This window comes from Serratia sp. S4, from assembly GCF_000347995.1.
Classification (GTDB): Bacteria; Pseudomonadota; Gammaproteobacteria; order Enterobacterales; family Enterobacteriaceae; genus Serratia; species Serratia quinivorans.
In genome coordinates this window covers 3238589-3263897 of record NZ_KB661120.1, presented here as the reverse complement: position 1 = coordinate 3263897, position 25309 = coordinate 3238589, and the positions used below count along the sequence as shown (strand labels likewise).

Genomic DNA, 25309 nt, shown 5'->3' with positions numbered 1-25309 from the left:
ACTCCTGTTTCCTGTTGTTAGGGGAAAGGGTAGAACCTGGCGAAACTAATAAATGTGTTTTGTATCACGCGCGTCAATAAATCATGGGGCATTGCCGTTATTTAGCCATAAATGATAAACAGGCACGCGCGTGTAATTAAAGAAAATTATAGCACCTGTGCCCACAGCGTTTTGGGTACCTTGCCCAAATCGAACAGTTTTCCGGCAACCAGCTCGGCACGACGGTGATCGGCAGCACGGTACATGTTGCTGATTTCAATGTCATTATCAATGGAGTAGTTAAGTTTGTCGTACACTTTCTCAACGCTGTCCAGGCTGGTGCATTTCCGGAATGTCATCAGGTAATCCAGGGTATCAGTCATGATTAAAATATAACCTGTTAATAGTTGTAGTTGGACGAAGAAACATCACCCTTGTCATCAAGACAGTAGCAAAAGAGTGTGATGTGCGACCTGAAAATTAATTTCAAATAAATAAATTTCAATACGGTAATAGATGGCTGAGTACAGGGTGACCCTGCGCTGCGAATAATAATATGCCCGTGGATTGTCGGCAATGCCTGGCTGTCGATCGGCATACAAAATAGGGAAAGTCTCAGGCTTAAAAAGTCCGGGCGGCAAGGCTGGCGGACACCTTTCCCCCGATTCGTGCAAATGCGGCATGCCTTGCCCCTGGGATCATAGAGAAGGGGGGATGCCAACCCGAGCTTTTTCATTCCCATTAGTGCCAACCTGACAACTCTTCTTCAGCATGAGTGAGCGACTGCCTGGCTGCAACGCGAAATCCACTGGGTATATATGAAACCCGTATAAAATAAAACGAAACTACGTTTTATTTTATACGGGGGATTTTCATGACCGATAAACATGAAGTGAGGTTTCAATCATTATTTAGCTAACGATAAAAAATGATTAAAGTTTTAATTAATACTGCCGATAAATCGTTGTGGGATGGTTTTAGCCAAAAAAAACATCCGAAACCTGCCGCTTTCATTCCATGATCATGAAACATATGGTTACCTCTGCTTTCTTGTTCACAACCTCAGCGAGACATTGTTAACCTGATTGGATCATTAGCTGAAAATTAAAACAGCGAGTGACTCGAATTTTAAGTCAAATCCGAAACAATAAAACCATATAGTTTACGTGAGTTACTTTTCAATGCGGATAGTTTATTCGTCGGAAAATGGTTATTTATACTGTCTTTATCGGCTACGAACAGATTTTTGTTCTGTTATTTTAGTTTGGTGATGCTTTTGTTCGAATTGATCTAAAAACGATATTATTTTGGCTTATATACATTGTTTTTTAGACGTTTTTTTACTTGCGGTGATTTTGCGAGCAAAAATAAGGTCAAAAAAAACACCATAAATGCGATATTTGGCTTAATTATTTTTTATTTTTGTGACGCAGATCACATTGTATTTAAAATTGCCTCTCACTTACATTGTGTGTGCTAATGGTTCGGGGGTAGAGTTGCGCTGCATTAGGAATAATCTTATTAATTTTGTAAAAATAGTTTCACGGTGATTAAACACTGCTGAAGCAAAATGCTGTACATCCATACACGTTGGTTTACGCACGTATCAAATACTGAATGACGGTCCGAATTTAGTGATGTTGAAAAATTTATAACGGTCGTTATTCAGGGATTCATTTGCCAACTTAGGGAACAAACCCAGGTCACGGGCGATAATAATTATCACCCAGCGTATGTTTTTAAACATAGTCTGTCGGGATGGGGAATATGGGTACGTCTGAATTACTTAAGCATATTTATGACATCAATTTGTCATATTTACTTTTAGCACAGCGTCTGATTAATGATGAAAAAGCATCGGCTATGTTCCGTCTGGGCATCGACGAAACCATGGCTGATGCGCTCGCTCAACTCACGTTGCCACAAATGGTCAAACTGGCTGAGACCAATCAGTTGGTCTGCCAATTCCGTTTTAACGATCACCATACCATTGAGCGCCTGACGAAAGAGTCGCGCGTGGACGATCTGCAGCAAATCCATACCGGCATTTTGCTATCAAGCCACTTACTGCAAGAACTATCGGCTAAAGACGGTAGTGCGACGAAGAAAAGAGCTTGAAGATGGCAGAGAAAAGTATTGTTCAGGAAGCCAAGGACATTCAACTGGCAATGGAGCTGATCACGCTGGGCGCCCGTTTGCAGATGCTGGAAAGCGAAACTCAGCTCAGCCGCGGGCGTTTGATCAAACTGTATAAAGAATTGCGCGGCAGTCCACCGCCGAAAGGGATGTTGCCGTTCTCGACCGACTGGTTTATGACCTGGGAACAGAACATCCATTCATCGATGTTTTATAACGCCTACAGTTTCCTGATGAAGAGTGGGTACTGCACTGGCGTTGAGGCGGTGATTAAAGCCTATCGTTTGTATCTGGAACAGTGTCCGCACCAACCGGGGGAACCGCCGTTGTTGGCGTTGACCCGTGCCTGGACACTGGTGCGTTTCGTCGATAGCGGTATGCTGCAGCTCTCTGCCTGCAACTGCTGTGGCGGCACTTTTATCACCCATGCGCACCAGCCGTTGAACAGTTTTGTATGCAGTTTATGCCAGCCCCCATCCCGCGCAGTAAAAAGACGTAAACTTTCGCCGCAACTGGCCGATATTATTCCTCAACTGCTGGACGAGCAGGTTAAACGCGCGATTTGAGCCGGCGACAGCGCCGGTTTATCCAGACTTAAATCGATTTGTGACACGCAAGGTTCGGCATACCGAACTCATCGACGCAGCCCAGACTGCTGCGTCGGTGCGTCTCAAACGCGCGCTTATCCCACCTTCCATCCACATTGTTAATTTAAGGAATGCGTGTGCTAGTTATTTTGGGTTATCTCGTGGTATTGGGTGCGGTCTTTGGGGGCTACCTGATTGTGGGGGGCCATCTGGGCGCGCTTTATCAGCCGGCAGAATTTTTGATTATCGGCGGCGCGGGTATCGGTGCTTTTATCGTGGGCAACAACGGTAAGGCGATAAAATCCACGCTGCGTGCCATCCCCAAGCTGATGCGTCGTTCGAAATACAGTAAAGATTTATATATGGACCTGATGGCGCTGCTCTTCCTGCTGCTGGCCAAATCTCGTCAGCAGGGCATGCTGTCCCTCGAATTCGATATTGATAATCCGCAAGAAAGTGAAATTTTCTCTAATTATCCGCGCATTCTTGCCGATAACACCCTCGTGGAGTTTATTACCGATTACTTACGGCTGATGGTGAGCGGCAACATGAATGCGTTTGAGATCGAAGCGTTGATGGACGAAGAGATCGAAACCTTTGAACAGGAAAGCGAAGTCCCGGCAGGCAGCCTGGCGATGGTCGGTGATTCGTTGCCGGCTTTCGGCATTGTTGCGGCGGTGATGGGGGTGGTGCATGCGCTGGCCTCGGCCGATCGCCCGGCGGCCGAGTTGGGGGCGTTGATCGCCAACGCCATGGTCGGTACCTTCCTCGGTATTTTGCTGGCCTACGGTTTTATCTCGCCGTTGGCCACCCTGCTGCGGCAGAAAAGCGCTGAAAACGTCAAAATGATGCAGTGCATCAAGGTCACTTTACTGTCCAGCCTGAATGGTTACGCACCGCAGATTGCCGTCGAATTCGGCCGTAAAACCCTGTACACCACCGAGCGTCCGTCCTTCGTCGAGCTGGAAGAACATGTGCGCCGGGTGAAAGCGCCGGCACAGCAGGCGACGGAAGAAGAACAGGCATGAAGCAGAATCACCCGGTTGTTTTGGTCAGAAAACGCAAGTCGCATCAGGCCGGCCATCATGGTGGCTCGTGGAAGATTGCCTATGCCGATTTTATGACGGCGATGATGGCGTTCTTCCTGGTGATGTGGCTGCTGGCGATCGCCAGTCCGCAGGAACTGACGCAAATTGCCGAATACTTCCGCACGCCGCTAAAAGTGGCGCTGACCAGTGGCGACAAGAGCAGCTCGGAAAGCAGCCCGATCCCCGGCGGCGGCGATGACCCGACTCAGCAAGACGGACTGGTGAAAAGGCAGATTGATACGCTGGAGAAGCGCGACGAGGAACTGCGCTTGAACAAGCTGCGGGAAAAACTCGATGAGCTGATTGAGTCCGATCCGCGGTTGAAAGCGCTGCGTCCGCATCTGCTGATCAACATGATGGATGAAGGTCTGCGCATTCAGATCATCGATAGTCAGAACCGCCCGATGTTCAAAACCGGCAGTGCGCAGGTTGAAAGCTATATGCGTGACATCCTGCGGGCGATTGCCCCGATCCTCAATGATCTGCCGAATAAAATCAGCCTGTCCGGCCACACCGACGACATTCCTTATGCCACGGGAGAGCGGGGTTACAGCAACTGGGAGCTTTCGGCCGATCGCGCCAATGCTTCACGGCGTGAGCTGATTGCCGGTGGGCTGTCGGAAGGGAAGGTGCTGCGGGTGGTGGGCATGGCTGCCACCATGAGCCTGAAACAGCACGGCGCCGATGACGCCATCAATCGCCGCATCACCGTGCTGGTGCTGAACAAGCAAACCCAGCAGGGCATTGAACACGAAAATGGCGAAAGCAACGCAATCGAGGTCGCTCAGCCGGTCGAACTAAAATCGCTGGCCCCGGCGGCGACGGCTCCGGCCACCCTCATTGCACCGGAGCAGCCGGCGGCTGACCCAGTACCGACTAACAGCGACTCACAGCAGAGGTGATCCCGTGAGCATGGATATTAGTGCGTTTTATCAGACCTTTTTTGATGAAGCAGACGAGTTGCTGGCCGATATGGAGCAACACCTGCTGGAGTTGGATCCGCTGGCACCGGACATTGAGCCGCTGAACGCCATTTTCCGCGCAGCGCACTCTATAAAGGGCGGGGCGGCTACCTTTGGTTTTACGGTACTGCAGGAAACCACCCATCTGCTGGAGAACCTGCTCGATGGTGCGCGGCGTCAGGAAATGAGCCTGAGCACCGAGATTATCAACCTGTTTCTGGAAACCAAAGACATTATGCAGGAGCAACTGGACGCCTATAAGACGTCACAAAAACCTGACGCCGACAGTTTTGAATACATCTGCCAGGCGTTGCGGCAGCTGGCGTTGGACGCACAGCAACAGGATGCCCCCGCAGCGCATCCGGCCACGGAACATGCCGTCGCGGTACCTGCGGCGATCGAAGGCGGGATGCGAATTTGCCTGAGTGGCCTCAAATCCAGCGAAGTCCCGCTGATGCTCGAAGAGCTGGGGAATCTGGGCGAGGTGAAAAACCCGCAGCAGACCGAAAACAGCCTGGAAGTGACGCTGCTGACCTCCGCCAGCGAAGATGACATCAGCGCGGTACTCTGCTTTGTTCTGGAGCCGGAGCAAATCAGTTTCGCTACGCCGTCGCAGGCCGAAGTCGCGCCTGCCGCACCGCTACAGTCAGCGCCTGTCGTCGCCGCACCATCAGCGCCTGTCGTCGCCGCACCATCAGCGCCTGCCGCCGCGACAGCACCGGTGGTCAAACCGGCACCTGCGGCTGTCGAAGTCGCCAAACCACGGGCCAAGGCCAGCGAATCCACCAGTATCCGCGTCGCGGTAGAGAAAGTGGACCAGTTAATTAATCTGGTCGGTGAGCTGGTGATCACCCAATCGATGCTGGCGCAGCGTTCGGGCAGCCTGGATCCGGTGAATCACGGCGACCTGCTCAACAGCATGAGCCAGTTGGAACGCAATGCGCGCGACCTGCAAGAGTCGGTGATGTCGATTCGTATGATGCCGATGGAGTACGTGTTCAGCCGCTTCCCGCGGTTGGTGCGCGATCTGGCCGGCAAGCTGAATAAACAGGTGGAGTTGCAGCTGCAGGGCAGTTCTACCGAACTGGACAAGAGCCTGATCGAACGCATCATCGACCCCTTGACCCACCTGGTGCGCAACAGCCTGGATCACGGTATTGAAGATCCCGATACGCGCGTCGCCGCCGGCAAATCGGCAGTGGGTAATCTGATCCTGTCGGCGGAACACCAGGGCGGCAATATCTGCATCGAGGTGACCGACGACGGCGCCGGTCTGAACCGCGAGAAAATTCTCGCCAAGGCGGCCTCGCAGGGGCTGGCGGTCAGTGACAGCATGAGCGATGAAGACGTTGGTATGTTGATCTTTGCTCCGGGCTTTTCCACTGCCGAACAGGTCACCGATGTGTCCGGGCGTGGCGTCGGCATGGACGTGGTGAAGCGAAATATTCAGGAGATGGGTGGGCATGTAGAAATCCATTCTCAGGCAGGCAAGGGGACCGCGATCCGCATCCTGCTGCCGTTGACGCTGGCGATCCTCGACGGTATGTCGGTCAAGGTGAACGACGAAGTGTTTATTCTGCCGCTCAACGCGGTGATGGAATCACTGCAGCCGCAGGCCGAAGACCTGCATCCATTGGCCGGTGGCGAGCGAGTGTTGCAGGTGCGCGGTGAATATCTGCCGCTGGTGGAACTGTTCCGGGTGTTCGAAGTGGCAGGCGCCAAAACCGATGCCACTCAGGGCATTGTGGTGATCCTGCAAAGTGCCGGTCGTCGCTATGCGTTGCTGGTAGATCAATTGGTCGGTCAGCATCAGGTCGTGGTGAAGAATCTGGAAAGCAACTATCGCAAAGTGCCGGGTATTTCCGCCGCCACTATTCTCGGCGATGGCAGCGTGGCGCTGATTGTCGATGTCTCGGCGCTGCAAACGCTGAACCGTGAACAGCGTCAGACCGACGCGGCCGCATAATAATTAATCTATTGATTTGAAGGGTGAATGACATGGCAGGACTGGCAACCGTCAGCAAACTGGCTGGCGAAACGGTAGGGCAAGAATTCCTGATTTTTACCTTGGGCAATGAGGAATATGGCATTGATATCCTCAAGGTGCAGGAGATCCGCGGATACGATCAGGTTACCCGCATCGCCAACACTCCGGCCTTTATCAAGGGCGTCACCAACCTGCGCGGCGTGATTGTGCCGATTATCGACCTGCGGGTGAAGTTTGCTCAGCAGGATGTGTCTTACGATGAAAACACCGTGGTGATCGTGCTGAACTTTGGCCAACGGGTGGTGGGTATTGTGGTTGACGGCGTATCCGACGTGCTGTCGCTGACCACCGAGCAGATCCGTCCGGCACCGGAATTTGCCGTGACGCTGGCGACCGAATACCTGACCGGCCTGGGTTCGTTGGGTGACCGTATGTTGATTCTGGTGGATATCGAAAAGCTGCTGAGCAGCGAAGAGATGTCCCTGGTCGACAGCGTGGCAAAAAGCGCCTGATCCGCCGATAGCATTCAGCGTAGGGGCGCTGTATACCGCGCCTTTAAGGCGGCTAACATTGCCCGTTATTAGGGAGAGCGTGCCGAAGGGGTCGTAGCAGCTTTAGCTGCCGACCAATTTGCCGGGAGCAAATTGGAACGACTTCCAGTCGGCCCGTAGGGTGGGACACATGGACGTGTCCCATAATGGCCCCTCGGTGCGCTAGGCCCGGGTATCTCAGGCTCAAAGGCAACCTTTGCATCAAAACCCTACATAAAAATAGTTACCTCCCCGCATAAAGTTCTTCCCCGCTGCGCCGATAACTCTGTCAGTCAACGTAATCAGGGCCTGTCCGCGCGGGCGTTTATCAAGGGAAAACATGTTTAATCGTATGAAGGTGGTCACCAGCCTGTTACTGGTGCTGGTGTTATTTGGCGCCTTGCAGCTGGTTTCAGGCGGGCTCTTCTTCTCCTCACTGAAGAATGATAAAGAAAACTTCACCGTATTGCAGACCATTCGTCAGCAACAGTCCGAGCTGAACGAAAGCTGGGTCAACCTGCTGCAGGCGCGCAACACGCTAAACCGTGCCGGTATCCGCCACATGATGGATACCAATAATATTGGCAGCGGTGCTACCGTCGCCGAGCTGCTGGCGCGAGCCAAAAGCAACCTGGTGGTGGCGGAACAACACTATGCCGCCTATGACAAAATCCCTCTCAATGCCCGCCAGGACTTGCAGTCGGCCGAAAAGCTCAAACAGCAATACGGCATTCTTCACGGTGCCTTGACCGAACTGACGGTGTTATTGGGCGAGGGCAAAATCAACGCCTTCTTTGACCAGCCGACGCAAAGCTATCAGGACGCCTTCGAAGATATCTACAACACCTATCTGGCGCAAAACGACAAGCTTTACCAGAGCGCAGTGGAAGACAGTAACCACTCCTTCAACTTCGCTATCTGGACGCTGGCGGTGGTGCTGTTGACGGTACTGGCAGTGATTGTTCTGGTGTGGAGCGGTATTCATCACATTCTGGTGCGTCCGCTGAACCGCATGATCGAACACATCAAAATGATTGCCGCCGGCGATTTAACCCAGCCGATTGCAGTGACCAGCCGCAATGAAATGGGCGTACTGGCCGCCAGCCTCAAGCATATGCAAAACGAACTGATCGACACCGTTAGCGGTGTGCGTCAGGGGGCCGACGCTATTTATAGCGGCGCATCTGAAATTGCCGCCGGCAACAACGACCTCTCTTCACGTACTGAACAGCAGGCCGCCTCGCTGGAGGAAACCGCTGCCAGCATGGAGCAACTGACCGCTACGGTGAAACAGAACGCCGAAAATGCTCGTCAGGCCAGCCAACTGGCGTTGAGCGCCTCCGAAACCGCGCAGAAAGGCGGCAAGGTGGTAGCCAATGTGGTGCAAACCATGCATGACATCGCCGGTAGTTCGCAGAAAATTGCCGACATTACCGGCGTGATCGACGGTATTGCCTTCCAGACCAACATCCTGGCATTGAACGCGGCGGTAGAAGCGGCACGCGCCGGTGAACAGGGCCGTGGTTTTGCGGTGGTAGCAGGCGAAGTGCGCAATCTGGCACAGCGCAGTGCCCAGGCGGCGAAGGAAATCAAAGGATTGATCGAAGACTCCGTCAATCGCGTCGATATGGGCTCGGTACTGGTAGAAAGCGCCGGTGAAACCATGGGCGATATCGTCAATGCCGTCACCCGCGTTACCGACATCATGGGTGAGATTGCCTCGGCGTCCGACGAACAAAGCCGTGGTATCGATCAGGTCGGCCAGGCGGTAGCGGAAATGGACCGCGTCACCCAGCAGAACGCCTCGTTGGTGGAAGAGTCCGCCTCTGCGGCGGCGGCGCTGGAAGAGCAGGCCAGCATGCTGACCCAGTCCGTGGCGGTATTCCGTCTGAAAGCGGCAGGCCAGGACGAATTCAAAATGCCCGTCAGCAGCAAGGCAACAGTGACCCCGGTACTCAATCATAAAAAAATGAACGCCAGCGATCCGCAGGATAACTGGGAAACGTTCTAACCGGCATTGGGCCTCCTGCCTTTCAGGGGGAGGCCGATTCCCCGTTGGCCGATTGGCACAAGGCAGGAGAAACCCCGTTTCCCCGCCTGGCCAGAAATCTGAGCTGGCCACCGGCCGGCTGCAAGGAGGTTCACAGTGTTTAACCGAATCCGCGTCTCTACCAGTCTGTTTCTGTTGTTGATGACTTTTTGTGTTATGCAGTTGGCCACCAGCGGCCTGTCGTACACCGCTTTTCGTTCCGATAACCACAACCTGAATCTGATCACCCTCGGCAGCCAGCAGCGAGATGCCCTCAGCCTGAGCTGGGTATCACTGTTACAGGCTCGCAATACGCTCAATCGCGCCGGAACCCGCGCGGCGCTCAAGCTGCCGCAGGATCAGGTCAATGCGCTGATGGGCAACGCACGCAGTTCACTGCAAAAAGCCGACCTCTATTTCAACCAGTTCCTGGCGGTACCGCGTAACAGCGAACAGGAACAACAGCTGACGGCAACCACCAAGGCCAGCTATGACCGGCTGCGCAATACCCTTCGCGAGCTGATTGGCTTCCTGGAGAACGATAACCTGCAGGCGTTTATGGACCAGCCGACGCAGAAAACCCAGGACCTGTTTGAAGCCGATTTTGTCCAGTATCTGCAACTGGTGAGCGCCAACGTCAGTGAAGCCAATGCGGCGAATCAACGCTCCTTCACCCTGTCCGGCTGGCTGGTGGCCGGTGCGGTACTGATGCTGATCGTAGTCACCGGCAGTGCCATGTGGTGGCTGCGTAACATGTTGGTACGGCCGCTGAATATCATGCGCAGTCATTTTGACCGCATTGCCACCGGCGATCTGGCCACGCCGATCCAGGTTTATGGCCGTAATGAAATCAGTCAATTGTTCGCCAGCCTGCAGCGTATGCAGCAGTCACTGATTGGCACCGTGGGTGCGGTACGCGACGGGGCGGAATCGATCCTGATTGGCCTGCAGGAAATTTCCGAGGGCAATAACGATCTCTCTTCCCGTACCGAGCAGCAGGCGGCCTCGCTGGAGGAAACCGCTGCCAGCATGGAGCAGTTGACCGCCACGGTGAAACAGAATGCCGATAATGCACGCCAGGCTTCACAACTGGCGCGTGACGCTTCTACCACCGCGGCCAAGGGCGGCGAGCTGGCGGGCGACGTTGTTACCACCATGCATGACATTGCCAACAGTTCGCAGAAGATTGGCGCTATTACCAGCGTGATCGACGGCATTGCCTTCCAGACCAATATCCTGGCGTTGAACGCGGCGGTTGAAGCGGCGCGTGCCGGTGAGCAGGGAAGAGGTTTTGCGGTGGTGGCCGGTGAAGTACGCAACCTGGCGCAGCGAAGTGCGCAGGCGGCGAAAGAAATCAAAGGGCTGATCGACGAGTCGGTCAGCCGCGTCAAGCAAGGGTCGGTGCTGGTGGAAAACTCCGGTGCCACCATGCAGGACATCGTGCGTTCGGTCACCCGGGTGACCGACATTATGGGAGAGATCGCCTCGGCGTCTGATGAGCAGAGCCGCGGCATCGAACAGGTGACACAGGCGGTCACCCAGATGGATCAGGTTACACAACAAAATGCCGCATTGGTGGAGGAGGCAGCCTCGGCGGCCGTCGCGCTGGAAGAACAGGCGATTACCCTGGCCGACGCGGTGTCGGTATTCCGCCTGGCGGACGATAACTTCACCGCCCCGGCCAACTCTCAAAACGCAGTTTCACCCGTGGTAAAGGAAGCCCCAGATTGTCAAACCGCATAAGCAGCCCGTTTTTATTGAGTGAGATGGTATGAAGCCGGCACCCTCGACTCCTAACCGAGACCCTGCGACCTTATTGACGCAGATGGTACAGCGTCTGCCGTTGCTGGATGTGCATTTCCGTCGCATCAGCCAGCTGATTTACCAGCGCGCCGGTATCGTGCTGGCAGAGCACAAACGCGAGATGGTTTACAACCGTTTGGTACGACGTCTGCGACTATTGGGCCTGAACGATTTTGGTGACTATCTGGCGCTATTGGAAAGCGATCCGAACAGTGCCGAATGGCAGGCGTTTATCAATGCGCTGACCACCAACCTGACGGCTTTTTTCCGCGAAGCGCATCACTTCCCGATCCTGGCGGAGCATGCGCGATCGCGGCCTAACGGTTATTGCGTGTGGAGCACTGCGGCATCGACCGGCGAAGAGCCTTATTCGATCGCTATCACGCTCAGTGAAGTGCTGGGGCAACGCGCTACCGGTTGCCAGGTGTGGGCCAGCGACATCGATACCCAGGTGCTGGAAAAGGCCGAAGCGGGCGTTTATCGCCAGGAAGACTTGCGCACCCTGACGCCGACGCAGATGCAGCGTTATTTCCTGCGCGGCACCGGGCCGCATCAGGGGTTGGTGCGGGTGCGGCCGGAACTGGCGGGGCGGGTGAACTTTCAGTCGCTCAATCTATTGGCCCCTGAATGGGCACTGCCGGGGCAATTTGACGCCATTTTCTGTCGCAACGTGATGATCTATTTCGACAAGGCGACACAGGAGCGCATTCTGCGTCGCTTCGTGCCCTTGCTTAAACCTGGGGGCCTGATGTTTGCCGGCCATTCAGAGAACTTCAGCCAGATCAGCCGGGATTTCTACTTGCGTGGGCAGACCGTGTATGGCCTGACCAAGGAGAGGTAATGAATAAAATCAGAGTATTGTGCGTGGACGATTCGGCCCTGATGCGGCAGTTAATGACCGAAATCGTCAACAGTCACCCCGATATGGAGATGGTGGCGAGTGCGCCGGATCCGCTGGTGGCACGCGATCTGATCAAAAAATTTAACCCACAGGTGCTGACGCTGGACGTCGAAATGCCGCGCATGGATGGCCTCGATTTCCTTGAGAAACTGATGCGTCTGCGGCCGATGCCGGTGGTGATGGTGTCGTCACTGACGGGCAAGGGTTCAGAAATTACGCTGCGTGCGCTTGAGCTGGGGGCGGTCGATTTCGTCACCAAACCGCAGTTGGGTATTCGTGAAGGCATGCTGGCCTACAGCGAACTGATTGCCGAAAAAATCCGCACGGCGGCCAAGGCGCGGTTACCACAGCGCTCCAGCAGCCCGGCCCCGGCGATCCTCAGTCATGCACCGCTGTTGAGCAGTGAAAAACTGATCGCCATCGGCGCCTCTACCGGTGGTACCGAAGCGATCCGTCAGGTGCTGCAACCGTTGCCGGCCACCAGTCCGGCGCTGTTGATTACCCAGCACATGCCGCCGGGCTTTACCCGTTCGTTTGCCGAACGACTGAACAAACTGTGCCAGATCACGGTGAAAGAGGCCGAAGACGGCGAACGCGTGCTGCCGGGCCATGCCTATATCGCACCGGGCGATCGCCATCTGGAGTTGTCCCGCAGCGGAGCGAATTACCAGGTGAAACTGCACGATGGCCCGGCGGTCAATCGCCACCGGCCTTCGGTGGACGTGCTGTTCCGCTCGGTCGCGCAGTACGCCGGACGCAATGCCGTGGGCGTGATCCTGACCGGCATGGGCAATGACGGCGCGATGGGCATGCTGGAAATGCATCGCGCCGGGGCTTATACCCTGGCGCAGAACGAAGCCAGTTGCGTGGTATTCGGTATGCCGCGTGAGGCGATTGCTACCGGTGGCGTCAATGAAGTGGTGGAGCTGGAGCGCATGAGCCAACGCATGCTGGCGCAAATTGCCGGTGGCCAGGCATTACGTATTTGATTTTGAGTCCTTAATTATACCCGTCGCCTTTCAAGCTGCAGCGTTGTTACCTGCACTCGCTCACCCCAGTCACTTACTTAAGTAAGCTCCTGAGGATGAACGAGCTGGGCGCCTAGCTGCAACTCGAAATTCATAGGGTATATAGAGGAGTTATAGCGAACAGCTGCCGTCAGGCTGGCTGTTGTTTGGGATCGTTTAATGGGAGTGAAAATGGCAGATAAAAGCCTCAAGTTTCTGGTGGTCGATGATTTTTCCACTATGCGTCGCATCGTCAGAAACTTGCTGAAAGAGTTGGGATTCAACAACGTTGAAGAAGCCGAGGACGGCGCGGACGCACTGAACAAACTTCGTGCCGGGGATTTCGACTTTGTGGTCTCCGACTGGAACATGCCGAACATGGACGGCCTGGAGCTGTTGCAAACCATTCGTGCCGACGGCGCGTTGGCGAGCATGCCGGTATTGATGGTCACGGCGGAAGCCAAGAAAGAAAACATTATCGCGGCGGCGCAGGCCGGTGCCAGCGGTTACGTGGTGAAACCTTTTACGGCGGCAACGCTGGAAGAAAAGCTCAACAAGATCTTTGAAAAACTGGGCATGTAAGGAGAGGGGCGATGAGAGACATTCCAATGCCTGCCAGCGATGCGGCAACGGCGGGAGAGATTATCTCCCGCATTGGCCAACTGACGCGCATGTTGCGCGACAGCATGCGCGAACTGGGGCTTGATCAGGCGATCGCCCAGGCGGCAGAGGCAATCCCGGATGCACGCGATCGTCTGGATTACGTGGTCACCATGACGGCGCAGGCAGCGGAACGGGCGTTGAACTGTGTGGAAGCCGCGCAACCGCGCCAGGCATCGCTGGAATCAGAGGCCAAGGCGTTAAAAGGCCGCTGGGACGACTGGTTCGCCGATCCGATTGAGCTGGACGATGCGCGCGAACTGGTCACCGACACCCGTCAATACCTGGAGCAGGTGCCGGAGCATACGTCATTCACCAATGCCCAGTTGCTGGAAATCATGATGGCGCAGGACTTCCAGGACCTGACCGGTCAGGTGATCAAACGCATGATGGACGTGGTGCAGGAGATTGAAAAGCAGTTGCTGATGGTGCTGATGGAAAATATCCCAGAACAGCCGGCGAAAGAGAAAAAGCCGAACGACAACCTGCTTAATGGCCCACAGCTCGACCAGAACGGTGCCGGTGTGATCGCCAACCAGGCGCAGGTGGACGACCTGCTCGACAGCCTGGGTTTCTGAGGTTCTCTGGGGCGCGGCTTTGCTGCGTCCCAGGTATCAGAAAGGGTCCTAACGCTTGGTCATTCACTCATCCCGCAAATAACCCGCCTTTTTCCCCGCTGTTCCATCAATGAAATCCGCGATTTTTTGGCATGCTGGCGGCAATTTTATTCCCTCCCGGCACAGGAAGCGCATCCGTGGCTGAAGACAGCGATCTGGAAAAGAGCGAGGCCCCCACACCCCACCGGGTGGAAAAGGCGCGCGAAGATGGCCAGATCCCACGTTCGCGCGAGTTGACGTCGGTGTTGATGCTGGTGGCGGGCTTATCGATTATCTGGGTGGCTGGCAGCAATATGTCGCAACAGTTGGCGATGATGCTGACGCAGGGCCTGAATTTCGATCACAGCATGGTCAGCAACGATAAACAGATGCTGCGCCAGTTGGGGATGCTGTTACGCCAGGCGGTATGGGCGCTGTTACCGGTGATGGCAGGATTGACGCTGGTGGCCATCACCGCGCCGATGCTGCTCGGCGGCCTGCTGCTCAGTGGCAAATCGCTCAAGTTCGATTTAAAGCGCATGAATCCGCTGTCCGGTCTGAAACGGATCTTTTCCAGCCAGGTATTGGCGGAGCTGCTGAAGGGCATCCTGAAGGCGACGCTGGTGGGTTGGGTCACCGGTTTATATCTGTGGCACAACTGGGCGGCGATGCTGCATCTGGTGACGCAACAGCCGCTCGACGCGCTCGCTAATGCGCTGCAGATGATCATCTTTTGCGGTTTGCTGGTGGTGCTGGCACTAACGCCGATGGTGGCGTTTGACGTGTTTTATCAGCTGTGGAGCCACTTCAAAAAGTTGAAGATGACCAAGCAGGACATCCGCGACGAATTCAAGGACCAGGAGGGCGATCCGCACGTCAAAGGGCGTATTCGCCAACAGCAGCGTGCCATCGCCAGGCGGCGCATGATGGCCGATGTGCCCAAGGCCGACGTTATCGTCACCAACCCAACCCATTACGCCGTCGCACTGCAGTACAACGACAAAAAAATGAGCGCGCCGAAGGTGTTGGCCAAGGGCGCCGGCGAAATTGCGCTGCGTATCCGCGAGCTGGGTATGGAGCACCGCATCCCGATGCTGGAGGCACCGCCGCTGGCGCGTGCGCTGTATCGACACAGCGAGATTGGACAACACATTCCCGCCACCCTGTATGCCGCCGTGGCCGAAGTTCTGGCCTGGGTTTACCAGCTAAGACGCTGGCGGCGCGAAGGTGGGCTGATCCCGAAAAAACCTGAACGTTTACCGGTGCCGGAAGCACTGGATTTTGCTGGAGAAAGTGACACTAATGGCTAATTTGGCCGCCCTGCTTCGTTTGCCGGGCAGTTTTAAAGATACGCAGTGGCAGGTATTGGCCGGCCCGATACTGATTCTGATGATCCTGTCGATGATGGTGCTGCCGTTGCCGGCATTTATCCTCGATCTGTTGTTCACCTTCAATATTGCCTTGTCGATCATGGTGCTGCTGGTGGCGATGTTTACCCAGCGCACGCTGGAATTTGCCGCATTCCCCACCATCTTGCTGTTCTCGACCTTACTGCGCCTGTCGCTCAACGTGGCGTCGACGCGCATCATCCTGATGGAAGGGCATACCGGTTCCGCCGCTGCCGGGCGTGTGGTGGAAGCCTTCGGCCACTTCCTGGTGGGTGGTAACTTCGCCATCGGTATTGTGGTGTTTATCATTCTGGTGCTGATCAACTTTATGGTTATCACCAAGGGTGCCGGACGTATCGCCGAAGTAGGCGCGCGTTTTGTACTGGACGGCATGCCGGGCAAGCAGATGGCGATCGATGCCGATCTCAACGCCGGCTTGATCGGTGAAGAAGAAGCGAAAAAACGCCGTTCTGAAGTCACGCAGGAGGCCGACTTCTACGGCTCGATGGACGGTGCCAGTAAGTTCGTTCGTGGCGATGCGGTCGCCGGCCTGATGATCATGATACTGAACGTGGTCGGTGGTTTGTTGGTCGGGGTGATCCAGCACGGGATGGAAGTGGGGACGGCAGCGGAAACCTATACCTTGCTGACTATCGGTGACGGCCTGGTGGCGCAGATCCCGGCGTTGGTTATTTCGACCGCGGCCGGCGTTATCGTGACCCGCGTGGCGACCGATCAGGATGTCGGCGAGCAAATGGTCGGCCAGCTGTTCAACAATCCGCGCGTAATGTTACTCAGCGCCGCCGTGCTCGGCCTGCTTGGCATGGTGCCGGGGATGCCGAACCTGGTCTTCCTGCTGTTCACCGCCGCTCTGTTGGGGTTGGCCTGGTGGCTGCGTGGGCGCGATCAGCAAGCTCCCAAAGAGCAGGAAGCGCCGATAACGCAGGACAACCCGCAGGCGGTAGAAGCCAGTTGGTCTGATGTGCAGTTGGAAGATCCGCTGGGGATGGAAGTTGGTTACCGATTGATCCCGATGGTAGATTTTCAGCAGAACGGCGAACTGCTTGGCCGTATCCGCGGCATCCGTAAAAAGTTCGCGCAGGAGATGGGTTACCTGCCGCCGGTGGTACATATTCGCGACAACCTCGAATTACCGCCAGCCAGTTACCGCATCCTGATGAAGGGAGTAGAAATCGGCAGCGGCGAAGCCCAACCGGGACGTTGGCTGGCGATTAACCCAGGCAACGCGGTGGGTGAATTGGCGGGGGATAAAACCACCGACCCGGCGTTTGGGCTGGAAGCGGTATGGATTGACAGCGCGCTGCGTGAGCAGGCGCAGATCCAGGGCTTTACCGTGGTAGAAGCCAGCACCGTGGTGGCAACCCATCTGAATCATCTGATTGGTCAATTCGCCAGCGAGCTGTTTGGTCGACAGGAAACGCAGCAGCTGTTGGATCGCGTAGCGCAGGACATGCCGAAACTGACCGAAGATTTCGTGCCGGGCGTGGTGACGCTGACCACGTTGCACAAGGTGTTGCAGAACCTGCTGACTGAACGGGTTTCGATCCGCGATATGCGCACCATTATTGAAACTCTGGCGGAGCATGCACCGACGCAAACCGACCCCTATGAACTGACCACCGTGGTGCGGGTCGCGTTAGGACGGGCGATCACCCAGCAGTGGTTCCCGGGCAACGGTGAAATTCAGGTCATTGGTCTGGATACCCAGCTTGAACGCTTGCTCTTGCAGGCGTTGCAGGGCGGTGGCGGTCTGGAGCCAGGGCTGGCGGATCGCTTATTGGAGCAGGCCAAACAGGCGTTGCAACGTCAGGAAATGCTAAGTGCGCCGCCGGTGCTGTTGGTGAACCATGCGCTGCGGGCCTTGCTGGCACGTTTCCTGCGCCGTAGTTTGCCGCAACTGGTGGTGCTGTCGAATCTGGAAATCAACGACGACCGTCAAATCCGCATGACCTCGACCATTGGGGCAGCATAATGAAATACAGCATGGCGATAATCTGCCTGTTGGCTCCACTGAGCCTGCAGGCGGCGTCCGGTTCCTGGGTAGCCGACAGCGTGGGTGCCACGCTGGAACATGGCGGGGAGCGGGGGGAATCACCGGGGCTGCGTGCACCTAACGAGTTACCGAATGCCAATGCGCGTATTACCAGCGTCAGTTGGCGTTACCGGTTGCTGGCCACCGAACCGGCCGGTATGCAGGTGCAGCTTTGCAGCTTGACCCGTTGCATTGCGCTGAGCGGCGGCAGTGGCAGCAGCACCGGGTTACAGGGCGAACCGGCCAACGCCGAGCTGCGTTTTGTCTACTATGTGCAGGCGCGGGGCAGTTTGAACCCACCGCTGCGGGTGATCAGCAATCAGGTGATTGTCAATTACCAGTAACGGTCTAGGCGAGGATCGCCAGACCGTTGCGGTCGACCAGCGAAAGAAGCTTCATGGCGGCGGAGTTGGGCACGGCTTCGCCACGCTCCCATTTTTGCACCGCCTTTTTGCTGACGTTCAGATGCAAGGCAAACACCGGCTGGCTGACGTTTTCACGCTCGCGCAGGGCGCGGATGTCCGCTGGAGTATATTGTTTGACCGGGCGTAAACACAGCATGTCGAAGGTGCGCATGGTGCTGGCATCAACAAATCCTGCCTGATGCAGTTCTTGGACCTCTTGATGGATCTCAGCAAGGATCTTGCTCATAGGTCAGTCTCCTCAACCTCTTGTCATTAACCAACTGATAAAGCCTGAAAGGCGAATAGTCCAGATAAAGTGCGGCAAGGCGCTTCAACGCCACCAATTCATCACTGGCAATGTTGTCCATTTCATTTTTGGCAAATCCGCGCATGAAAAAAAACCGGTCCTCATCTCGAAAGGCGATCAGCACCCGGTAACCGCCGCGTTTACCGCTACCGGCACGAGCGATTCGTTTCTTATAAACGCAACTGCCCAAATTGGCATCGTACAGTTGGTTTTGTATTTCTCGCGCAGCTTTGATCACCGTGGCGTCGCTAATACGTTCGTGAGTAGCGAATGCCTGGAATGTTCTGGTGAGGTAAATATCAGTCATTCACACTCCCTGTGAAAATATCCCCTTTACGGGTATAGATCAAGTGATTTAAAAACCAACACAGGGTGGGGGAACGGCATGGGAGAGGACAGGCGGAAATGCCAGGTTTGCGTAGTGTTACGAATACAAAATCAGAGGGCTGGATAAAGTGGCAATAGAAGTGCGAGTTGTCTCGCAATGGGGGAGACACACCCGGCGGAACGGTGACATGACCGGGTGAGGTTTGGTTGATCTAAACGCCGATTTTTCGCCCCAGCAGGCTGGCGTTACGCGACTGGCCATCGGGGCCGTACAGCGATTTGTTTTGCTTGCTCAGGATCGCCAGCGCCTGGGCGTTGTGATCGATCTGCTGATTGAGCAGCATGCCGTTATGCTGGTTTTTTTCCCGCAGCAGTTGGCTGAGCGACTGCACCCGTTGCCAGGCGTCTGCCAGGCGCGGATGAGCGGAATAGGGGGCTTGTTGCCCCAATGCACTTTCCAATTTCAGTCGCTGCTGTTCCAGGTAGTTTACCGTAGCCAGCAGTTGGCTCTTGGCGTCGGTGGCACGTTGCAGTGCCACGCCGGGCAATTGGCCGGAGCACAGCAAATGATGTTCTTCCGCTAGCACCGTATCCAGCGCTTGCAGGGTTTCCAGCAGCTTATTAATCAGTTGCGCCAGATTTTCCATTACGATAAATCACCTTTCAAAGAGTTCCGGATGTTTAACCTGGCGGTCAAACCTTTGGCGATGGGTTGCCGTTCGACATCCACTGGGCATCGCTTTGCACGTCCTGCAGCAATGCATCGGCAATTTTGCCGGCATCCATTTTCAGTTCGCCGTTGCGGATCGCCTGTTTGATGGCGTCCACCCGGTTCATATCAATATCCTGCGTTCCCGGTTGCATCAGGCGCGCTTGCGCGTCGCTCAATTTTACCTGGGTGCCGCTGACGGTGCTTTCCGTCTGGGCGGTTTTACGTGGCTGAAGTTGATTCTCCGCCGGCGTCTCACGCGCTTGCACTGTGGGAACGGGTTGCAGCCGCTGGGTGCGATCGATACTCATGGTCAATCTCCATCAATGCCGTCACCTGGCAGGCAATGGCTGATATTTTTTGTGGCCCTGGCGGCCAATAAAATACGGTTTCAGACTGCTGACAAAGCCCGTTATTAGGGAAAGCGTGCTGATGGGGTCGTAGCGGCTTGCCGCCGGAGCGCCCCTCAGTGCGCTAAGCCCGAGTATCTCGGGTTAAAAAGCAACTTTGTCATCAAACTCGCTTATGTTTTTCTTATCGGCAGGTTTACAGAAACCTTTACCTTTTTATAGGGTGATGCGAATCGCCCCGTCGTCACCGACAATGCCGTTAACAATTTGCCCGGAGGCCATGCGCACGCGGACGCTATCTTCTGTGGCGGCGTTGTTCATCGCCTTGCCCGAGCCGCTGATGTTAAATCCGTCCCCCTGTGCGGTCACCTGCACTGCCTGACCGGCCTTGACAGCCCAGGCGCGACGCAGCATGGCCAGGTTCAGTGGCTGGCCAGGGCTGATATTACGCAGGCTGACGGCCCCAAGTGCTTTGCCGGCCTCGGTCAGCGTGCGGGGTGGCAGAGTGTCGAGCCGACCGGTCTTCAACTTTATATCCGCCGCCGTCAGCTTGCTGCCAGCACTGATGCCGCGTGCCGACACCAGGTATTTGCCGATCACCTGAACCTGCGTCTGGATGAAACGCCGTTCCTGACCACAGCGCGCCGAAATACTGATGTTGCCCCAACGGCGGGCATTGGAGGCGAGAGACAGCTGTGGAAATTCGCACGCTGGCCACAGGGCCGCTGGCGTGCGCACCAACACTTTAACCTGTACCGGACTGCCGCTGAATTGACTGGTGACGAAGCTTTCAATCTGCGTCGCCAGATCCTCGGCCCGTGCGTTCAGGCTGCACAGCAGCGCTGCCAACAGCAGCATTCTACCTTTCATCTTCGCTTCCACCACAACCATCAGGATACGCGTAAGTGTACCCGGACTGCGTTCAGGCTAAGCAGATAAATAGCGACGCATTTTGCTCTTATTCCCACGATAGGCTGGCACAAGGGGCGTTTATGCTGTCGGCTCCAAATTCTAACCTCGCGGAGGGAGCATGATCGACAAACTGGACGCTGCTCTGCGCTTTGGTCAAGAGGCGCTGAACCTGCGCGCCCAGCGGCAGGAAATTTTGGCCGCCAACATCGCCAACGCAGACACCCCGGGCTATCAGGCGCGGGACATCGATTTCGCCGGCCAATTGAATAAGGTGCTGGAACAGGGCCGCGTCAGCGGCAGTGGCATTGCGCTGAACATGACGTCTGCGCGCCACATTCCGGCGCAGAACATGCAGCCGCCGCAGCTCGACTTGCTGTTCCGCGTGCCGGATCAGCCGTCCATGGACGGCAACACGGTGGACATGGATCGCGAACGTACCAACTTCGCCGATAACAGCCTGAAATATCAGACCGATCTGACGCTGATCAACGGTCAGATCAAAGGGATGATGTCAGTGTTACAACAAGGATAAGGCGCATGTCGCTACTGAATATTTTTGATATCTCCGGCTCGGCGCTGTCCGCACAGTCGCAACGCCTGAACGTCAGCGCCAGCAACATGGCCAACGCCGACAGCGTCAGCGGCCCGGACGGCCAGCCTTATCGTGCCAAACAGGTGGTGTTTGAAGTCGCCACCGCGCCCGGGCAGCCAACCGGCGGCGTACGCGTAGCACAGGTGGTCGACGACCCCGCTCCGGAGCGCCTGGTTTATCAGCCGGGCAACCCGCTGGCGGACGGCAAAGGCTATGTCCGGATGCCGAACGTGGATGTGGTGGGCGAAATGGTCAACACCATTTCCGCCTCCCGCAGCTATCAGGCCAACGTCGAGGTGCTCAACACCACCAAGTCGATGATGATGAAAACCCTGACGCTGGGTCAATAACCGGAGCTTGCCATGGCCATTGCCGCAACCACCACTGAATCGCTGGATAACAGCGTCATCGGTGCCAACGCCAAAAATAACACCAGCCAGGATCTGAACAACAGCTTCCTGACGCTGCTGGTGGCGCAGTTGAAGAATCAGGATCCGACCAACCCGATGCAGAACAATGAGCTGACCAGCCAATTGGCGCAGATCAACACCGTTCAGGGCATCGAGAAACTCAATACCACGCTGGGCTCGATTTCCGGCCAGATCAACAGCAATCAGTCACTGCAGGCCAGCGCCCTGATCGGTCACGGCGTGATGGTCCCCGGCAGCAATATCCTGGCCGGCAGCAAAGACGGCAAGGTCAGCACCACGCCGTTTGGTCTGGAACTGGAGCGTGCGGCCGATTCGGTGACCGCCACCATTACCGACGCCACCGGTAAAGCGGTGCGCACTATCGAACTCGGCGGCCTGACCGCCGGGGTGCATTCGTTTAGCTGGGACGGTTCGATGACGGACGGCACCGCCGCACCTGACGGAGCCTACAGCTTCACCATCAACGCCAAGGGCAACGGTGAGCAGTTGGTGGCGCGCAGCCTGCACTTTGGCATGGTCAACGGCGTTATCCGCGATGCGAACGGCGCGAAGCTGGATCTGGGCCTGGCGGGCAGTACCACGCTGGAAGAAGTCCGCCAAATTCTTTAATACGATTTTTTATTTCACTCATTCACAGGGCGTTATCGGACGATAGCCTAAACATTATTCGGAGAATGACATGGCCTTTTCTCAGGCAGTAAGCGGCTTGAACGCAGCAGCAACCAACCTGGACGTGATCGGTAATAACATCGCTAACTCCGCCACTTCCGGTTTTAAATCAGGCACCGTTTCCTTTGCCGACATGTTTGCCGGTTCGCAGGTCGGGCTGGGTGTCAAGGTTGCGGGCATCACCCAAAACTTTAAGGGCGGCACCACCACCGGGACCAGCCGTGCGCTGGACGTGGCGATTTCCGGCAACGGTTTCTTCCGCATGCAGGACCAGGACGGTGGCGTTTTCTACAGCCGTAACGGCCAGTTCAAACTGGATGAAAACCGCAACCTGACCAATATGCAGGGCCTGCAGTTGACCGGTTATCCGGCTGCCGGTACGCCGCCGACCATTCAACAGGGCGCCAACCCGGTGCCGCTCAGTATTCCTGAAGGCATGATGAACGCCAAGGCGTCGACATCAGGCACCATGGTAGCCAACCTGAAGTCCACCCATAAGGTACCGGACAACAAGACCTTCGATCCGGCCAAGCAGGATTCTTATAACTACGTCAACACCATCACCGCCTACGACTCATTGGGCAATGCACATAACATCAATGCCTATTTCGTGAAGACTGACGAAAACAAGTGGCAGGTGTATACCCAGGATGGCTCCGCTGCGCCTGTCGATGCCGGCACCATGACCTTCGATACCAGCGGCAACCTGACAGGTACCACCAGTAAACAAGGCACCGCCGCCGAGTTCAGCATGCTGGTCCCGATGTCCGCCAAGGACGGTGCTCCGGCGCAGAACCTCAGCCTGAGCTTTGCCAAGAGCATGCAGCAGAGCGTTAGCGCAGATTCGGTCAGCAAGGTGTCGCAAGACGGCTATGGCGCCGGTGAGTACACCAATTTCCAGATTAACAACGACGGTACGGTCGTGGGCATCTATTCCAACCAGCAGACTCAGGTGCTGGGGCAGATTGTGATGGCCAACTTCTCCAACCCGGAAGGCCTGTCCTCGCAGGGCGATAACGTCTGGCAGGAAACCGGCGCATCGGGCCAGCCGCGTGTAGGTATTGCGGGTGGTGGTGGCTTCGGCAAGTTGACCAGCGGGGCGCTGGAAGCCTCCAACGTCGATCTGAGCCAGGAGTTGGTGAATATGATCGTCGCCCAGCGTAACTACCAGTCGAATGCCCAGACCATTAAAACGCAGGATTCGATCCTGCAGACGCTGGTCAGCCTGCGCTAATAGGATTGATTTATGGATCACGCGATTTATACCGCGATGGGCGCGGCGCGGCAGACGCTGGAGCAGCAATCGGTTACTGCCAACAACCTGGCTAATGCCTCGACGCCGGGTTTCCGTGCTCAGCTTTCGGCGCTGCGTGCGGTGCCGGTAGACGGGCCAAGCCTGCTGACGCGCACGCTGGTTACCGCGTCAACGCCGGGTGCCGACATGAGCCAGGGGGCGCTGAACTATACCGCGCGCCCGCTGGACGTGGCGTTGCAACAGGACGGTTTTCTGGCGGTCAGCCTGCCGGATGGCGGCGAAGCCTACACCCGCAACGGTAATCTTCAGATCTCCTCCACCGGGCAGTTGACGGTGCAGGGCAGGCCGGTAATGGGCGATGGCGGGCCGATTGAGGTGCCGCCGTCGGCGGAGATCACCATTGCCGCCGACGGTACCATCTCGGCACTGAATGCGGGCGATCCGCCGAATACCCTCGCACAGATTGGTCGGCTGAAACTGGTCAAGGCCGACGCGCGCGAAGTGATGCGCGGCGATGACGGTCTGTTCCGTCTGACGCCGGAAACCCAGCAGCAGCGTGGTAATCAGTTGCCAAACGACCCATTGGTACGGGTCATGCCGGGCGTGCTGGAAGGCAGCAATGTCAAACCGATGGAAACCATGGTTGACATGATCGCCAACGCTCGCCGGTTTGAAATGCAGATGAAAGTCATCCACAGCGTGGATGAAAATGAACAGCGCGCCAACTCGTTGTTATCACTGAGTTAAGCAGCAAGGAAATAACCCATGATCCCATCTTTATGGATTGCCAAAACCGGTCTGGATGCGCAGCAGACCAACATGGACGTGATTGCCAACAACCTGGCCAACGTTAGCACCAACGGCTTCAAACGCCAGCGCGCGGTATTTGAAGACCTGTTGTATCAGACCATGCGCCAGCCGGGGGCTCAGTCCTCCGAGCAGACTACGCTGCCGTCCGGTTTGCAGATTGGTACCGGTGTGCGTCCGGTGGCAACCGAGCGCCTGCACAGCCAGGGCAATCTGTCGCAGACCAATAACAGCAAAGACATCGCCATCAAGGGGCAAGGCTTTTTCCAGGTGATGATGCCGGACGGCACCCTGGCTTACACCCGCGACGGTTCGTTCCAGAGAGATCAGAATGGCCAACTGGTGACGGCCAGCGGCTTCCAGGTGCAGCCGGCAATCATCATTCCGGCCAATGCCCTGAGTATCACCGTGGGTCGCGACGGCATTGTCAGCGTCACCCAGCAGGGCCAGACCGCGGCCCAGCAGGTGGGCCAGCTGACGCTGACCACCTTTATCAACGACAGCGGCCTGGAAAGTATGGGCGAGAATCTGTACCAGGAGACCGAAAGCTCCGGCGCACCGAACGAAAGCACACCTGGCTTAAACGGCGCCGGCCTGCTGTATCAGGGCTATGTGGAAACCTCCAACGTTAACGTGGCGGAAGAGTTGGTCAATATGATCCAGACCCAGCGTGCTTATGAGATCAACAGCAAAGCGGTATCGACTTCCGATCAGATGCTGCAAAAACTGACGCAACTGTAATTGACGGGCGCGGCAGCGCCCGTCAGACAGCGAACAACCCTCAAAACAGGGTTGGGAAGGTCAGGATTTGCTAACAAAAACTTAAGGAAAATCAAATCA

The 25309-nt window shown here is 56.1% G+C and carries 27 protein-coding genes; 21 read left to right on the top strand and 6 right to left on the bottom strand.

Features of this window, described 5'->3' with window-relative positions; translation table 11 throughout:
• Positions 1–146: 146 nt before the first annotated feature.
• The gene (gene ydgT, locus SERS4_RS0116010; protein WP_012145712.1) at positions 147–362 is read right to left on the bottom strand and encodes a transcription modulator YdgT; all 216 of its coding nucleotides are present in this window, start codon (positions 360–362) and stop codon (positions 147–149) included.
• A gap of 1384 nt (positions 363–1746) precedes the next feature.
• Between ydgT and flhD the strand changes: the two genes are divergently transcribed.
• From flhD to SERS4_RS0115930, 15 genes are all read left to right on the top strand, one after another.
• Positions 1747–2097: a flagellar transcriptional regulator FlhD gene (flhD, locus tag SERS4_RS0116000; protein WP_017893242.1), complete on the top strand. Its 351-nt coding sequence runs from the start codon at positions 1747–1749 to the stop codon at positions 2095–2097.
• 2 nt (positions 2098–2099) lie between these two features.
• Positions 2100–2681: a flagellar transcriptional regulator FlhC gene (gene flhC / locus SERS4_RS0115995; RefSeq protein ID WP_017893241.1), complete on the top strand. Its 582-nt coding sequence runs from the start codon at positions 2100–2102 to the stop codon at positions 2679–2681.
• A gap of 158 nt (positions 2682–2839) precedes the next feature.
• Entirely contained in the window at positions 2840–3730 is an 891-nt protein-coding gene (motA, locus tag SERS4_RS0115990) for a flagellar motor stator protein MotA (RefSeq protein ID WP_017893240.1), read from the top strand.
• On the top strand, positions 3727–4692 hold the full coding sequence (motB, locus tag SERS4_RS0115985; protein WP_017893239.1) for a flagellar motor protein MotB: 966 nt from the start codon (positions 3727–3729) through the stop codon (positions 4690–4692). Before motA ends, motB begins: the two co-directional genes overlap by 4 nt.
• Positions 4693–4696: 4 nt before the next feature.
• Positions 4697–6718, top strand: a complete 2022-nt coding sequence (gene cheA, locus SERS4_RS0115980; RefSeq protein WP_026142428.1) for a chemotaxis protein CheA — start codon at positions 4697–4699, stop codon at positions 6716–6718.
• Positions 6719–6750: 32 nt separating this feature from the next.
• Complete coding sequence (gene cheW, locus SERS4_RS0115975) at positions 6751–7251, top strand: chemotaxis protein CheW (RefSeq protein WP_012145706.1); 501 nt, start codon at positions 6751–6753, stop codon at positions 7249–7251.
• A gap of 358 nt (positions 7252–7609) precedes the next feature.
• Entirely contained in the window at positions 7610–9280 is a 1671-nt protein-coding gene (locus SERS4_RS0115970; protein ID WP_012145705.1) for a methyl-accepting chemotaxis protein, read from the top strand.
• 135 nt (positions 9281–9415) lie between these two features.
• The gene (locus SERS4_RS0115965) at positions 9416–11041 is read left to right on the top strand and encodes a methyl-accepting chemotaxis protein (protein WP_017893237.1); all 1626 of its coding nucleotides are present in this window, start codon (positions 9416–9418) and stop codon (positions 11039–11041) included.
• A 28-nt stretch (positions 11042–11069) separates the two neighbouring features.
• A complete protein-coding gene (cheR, locus tag SERS4_RS0115960; protein ID WP_026142427.1) occupies positions 11070–11942 on the top strand; it encodes a protein-glutamate O-methyltransferase CheR in 873 nt (290 codons plus the stop codon).
• Positions 11942–12991 carry a chemotaxis response regulator protein-glutamate methylesterase gene (locus SERS4_RS0115955; RefSeq protein WP_012145702.1) on the top strand — a complete coding sequence of 350 codons (1050 nt, stop codon included), beginning with the start codon at positions 11942–11944 and terminating at the stop codon, positions 12989–12991. Before cheR ends, SERS4_RS0115955 begins: the two co-directional genes overlap by 1 nt.
• A 210-nt stretch (positions 12992–13201) precedes the next feature.
• Positions 13202–13591 (top strand): chemotaxis response regulator CheY, encoded by a 390-nt coding sequence (gene cheY, locus SERS4_RS0115950; RefSeq protein ID WP_012145701.1) that lies wholly within the window; start codon positions 13202–13204, stop codon positions 13589–13591.
• 11 nt (positions 13592–13602) lie between these two features.
• Positions 13603–14247 carry a protein phosphatase CheZ gene (gene cheZ, locus SERS4_RS0115945; RefSeq protein WP_012145700.1) on the top strand — a complete coding sequence of 215 codons (645 nt, stop codon included), beginning with the start codon at positions 13603–13605 and terminating at the stop codon, positions 14245–14247.
• Between the two features lie 176 nt (positions 14248–14423).
• Entirely contained in the window at positions 14424–15575 is a 1152-nt protein-coding gene (gene flhB, locus SERS4_RS0115940) for a flagellar biosynthesis protein FlhB (RefSeq protein WP_017893234.1), read from the top strand.
• On the top strand, positions 15568–17646 hold the full coding sequence (gene flhA, locus SERS4_RS0115935) for a flagellar biosynthesis protein FlhA (protein ID WP_017893233.1): 2079 nt from the start codon (positions 15568–15570) through the stop codon (positions 17644–17646). The genes flhB and flhA overlap by 8 nt, the downstream gene beginning before the upstream one ends.
• Positions 17646–18050, top strand: a complete 405-nt coding sequence (locus SERS4_RS0115930; protein WP_012145697.1) for a flagellar protein FlhE — start codon at positions 17646–17648, stop codon at positions 18048–18050. The genes flhA and SERS4_RS0115930 overlap by 1 nt, the downstream gene beginning before the upstream one ends.
• A 4-nt stretch (positions 18051–18054) precedes the next feature.
• On the opposite strand, the gene SERS4_RS0115925 is transcribed toward SERS4_RS0115930, so the two are convergent.
• The 5 genes from SERS4_RS0115925 to flgA all read right to left on the bottom strand — a co-directional run bounded on the left by SERS4_RS0115925 (position 18055) and on the right by flgA (position 20673).
• Complete coding sequence (locus tag SERS4_RS0115925) at positions 18055–18357, bottom strand: DNA-binding transcriptional regulator (RefSeq protein WP_012145696.1); 303 nt, start codon at positions 18355–18357, stop codon at positions 18055–18057.
• Positions 18338–18724 carry a type II toxin-antitoxin system RelE/ParE family toxin gene (locus SERS4_RS0115920; protein ID WP_017893232.1) on the bottom strand — a complete coding sequence of 129 codons (387 nt, stop codon included), beginning with the start codon at positions 18722–18724 and terminating at the stop codon, positions 18338–18340. Before SERS4_RS0115920 ends, SERS4_RS0115925 begins: the two co-directional genes overlap by 20 nt.
• A gap of 232 nt (positions 18725–18956) precedes the next feature.
• A complete protein-coding gene (locus SERS4_RS0115915) occupies positions 18957–19391 on the bottom strand; it encodes a flagella synthesis protein FlgN (protein ID WP_017893231.1) in 435 nt (144 codons plus the stop codon).
• Positions 19392–19437: 46 nt separating this feature from the next.
• Entirely contained in the window at positions 19438–19764 is a 327-nt protein-coding gene (flgM, locus tag SERS4_RS0115910; protein ID WP_017893230.1) for a flagellar biosynthesis anti-sigma factor FlgM, read from the bottom strand.
• Between the two features lie 255 nt (positions 19765–20019).
• Positions 20020–20673: a flagellar basal body P-ring formation chaperone FlgA gene (gene flgA / locus SERS4_RS0115905; RefSeq protein ID WP_026142426.1), complete on the bottom strand. Its 654-nt coding sequence runs from the start codon at positions 20671–20673 to the stop codon at positions 20020–20022.
• Positions 20674–20833: 160 nt separating this feature from the next.
• Between flgA and flgB the strand changes: the two genes are divergently transcribed.
• The 6 genes from flgB (at position 20834) to flgG (ending at position 25210) form a co-directional block, all read left to right on the top strand.
• The gene (gene flgB / locus SERS4_RS0115900) at positions 20834–21247 is read left to right on the top strand and encodes a flagellar basal body rod protein FlgB (protein WP_012145692.1); all 414 of its coding nucleotides are present in this window, start codon (positions 20834–20836) and stop codon (positions 21245–21247) included.
• A 5-nt stretch (positions 21248–21252) separates the two neighbouring features.
• Entirely contained in the window at positions 21253–21657 is a 405-nt protein-coding gene (gene flgC, locus SERS4_RS0115895; protein WP_017893228.1) for a flagellar basal body rod protein FlgC, read from the top strand.
• 12 nt (positions 21658–21669) lie between these two features.
• Positions 21670–22347, top strand: a complete 678-nt coding sequence (gene flgD, locus SERS4_RS0115890; protein WP_012145690.1) for a flagellar hook assembly protein FlgD — start codon at positions 21670–21672, stop codon at positions 22345–22347.
• A 70-nt stretch (positions 22348–22417) separates the two neighbouring features.
• The gene (gene flgE, locus SERS4_RS0115885; RefSeq protein ID WP_012145689.1) at positions 22418–23641 is read left to right on the top strand and encodes a flagellar hook protein FlgE; all 1224 of its coding nucleotides are present in this window, start codon (positions 22418–22420) and stop codon (positions 23639–23641) included.
• 12 nt (positions 23642–23653) lie between these two features.
• Positions 23654–24409 carry a flagellar basal body rod protein FlgF gene (locus SERS4_RS0115880; RefSeq protein WP_017893227.1) on the top strand — a complete coding sequence of 252 codons (756 nt, stop codon included), beginning with the start codon at positions 23654–23656 and terminating at the stop codon, positions 24407–24409.
• A gap of 18 nt (positions 24410–24427) precedes the next feature.
• The gene (gene flgG, locus SERS4_RS0115875) at positions 24428–25210 is read left to right on the top strand and encodes a flagellar basal-body rod protein FlgG (protein WP_012145687.1); all 783 of its coding nucleotides are present in this window, start codon (positions 24428–24430) and stop codon (positions 25208–25210) included.
• Positions 25211–25309 lie beyond the last annotated feature (99 nt).

Coding starts and splice junctions, on each gene's coding strand:
- ydgT (WP_012145712.1), bottom strand. CDS start 362: ATGACTGATACCCTGGATTACCTGATGACATTCCGGAAATGCACCAGC.
- flgM (WP_017893230.1), bottom strand. CDS start 19,764: ATGAGTATCGATCGCACCCAGCGGCTGCAACCCGTTCCCACAGTGCAA.
- motB (WP_017893239.1), top strand. CDS start 3,727: ATGAAGCAGAATCACCCGGTTGTTTTGGTCAGAAAACGCAAGTCGCAT.
- SERS4_RS0115880 (WP_017893227.1), top strand. CDS start 23,654: ATGGATCACGCGATTTATACCGCGATGGGCGCGGCGCGGCAGACGCTG.
- SERS4_RS0115930 (WP_012145697.1), top strand. CDS start 17,646: ATGAAATACAGCATGGCGATAATCTGCCTGTTGGCTCCACTGAGCCTG.
- SERS4_RS0115920 (WP_017893232.1), bottom strand. CDS start 18,724: ATGACTGATATTTACCTCACCAGAACATTCCAGGCATTCGCTACTCAC.
- flgE (WP_012145689.1), top strand. CDS start 22,418: ATGGCCTTTTCTCAGGCAGTAAGCGGCTTGAACGCAGCAGCAACCAAC.
- flgD (WP_012145690.1), top strand. CDS start 21,670: ATGGCCATTGCCGCAACCACCACTGAATCGCTGGATAACAGCGTCATC.
- flgC (WP_017893228.1), top strand. CDS start 21,253: ATGTCGCTACTGAATATTTTTGATATCTCCGGCTCGGCGCTGTCCGCA.
- flgA (WP_026142426.1), bottom strand. CDS start 20,673: ATGAAAGGTAGAATGCTGCTGTTGGCAGCGCTGCTGTGCAGCCTGAAC.
- flhA (WP_017893233.1), top strand. CDS start 15,568: ATGGCTAATTTGGCCGCCCTGCTTCGTTTGCCGGGCAGTTTTAAAGAT.
- SERS4_RS0115915 (WP_017893231.1), bottom strand. CDS start 19,391: ATGGAAAATCTGGCGCAACTGATTAATAAGCTGCTGGAAACCCTGCAA.
- SERS4_RS0115955 (WP_012145702.1), top strand. CDS start 11,942: ATGAATAAAATCAGAGTATTGTGCGTGGACGATTCGGCCCTGATGCGG.
- flhC (WP_017893241.1), top strand. CDS start 2,100: ATGGCAGAGAAAAGTATTGTTCAGGAAGCCAAGGACATTCAACTGGCA.
- cheY (WP_012145701.1), top strand. CDS start 13,202: ATGGCAGATAAAAGCCTCAAGTTTCTGGTGGTCGATGATTTTTCCACT.
- flhD (WP_017893242.1), top strand. CDS start 1,747: ATGGGTACGTCTGAATTACTTAAGCATATTTATGACATCAATTTGTCA.
- flgB (WP_012145692.1), top strand. CDS start 20,834: ATGATCGACAAACTGGACGCTGCTCTGCGCTTTGGTCAAGAGGCGCTG.
- flgG (WP_012145687.1), top strand. CDS start 24,428: ATGATCCCATCTTTATGGATTGCCAAAACCGGTCTGGATGCGCAGCAG.
- SERS4_RS0115970 (WP_012145705.1), top strand. CDS start 7,610: ATGTTTAATCGTATGAAGGTGGTCACCAGCCTGTTACTGGTGCTGGTG.
- cheR (WP_026142427.1), top strand. CDS start 11,070: ATGAAGCCGGCACCCTCGACTCCTAACCGAGACCCTGCGACCTTATTG.
- cheW (WP_012145706.1), top strand. CDS start 6,751: ATGGCAGGACTGGCAACCGTCAGCAAACTGGCTGGCGAAACGGTAGGG.
- SERS4_RS0115925 (WP_012145696.1), bottom strand. CDS start 18,357: ATGAGCAAGATCCTTGCTGAGATCCATCAAGAGGTCCAAGAACTGCAT.
- cheZ (WP_012145700.1), top strand. CDS start 13,603: ATGAGAGACATTCCAATGCCTGCCAGCGATGCGGCAACGGCGGGAGAG.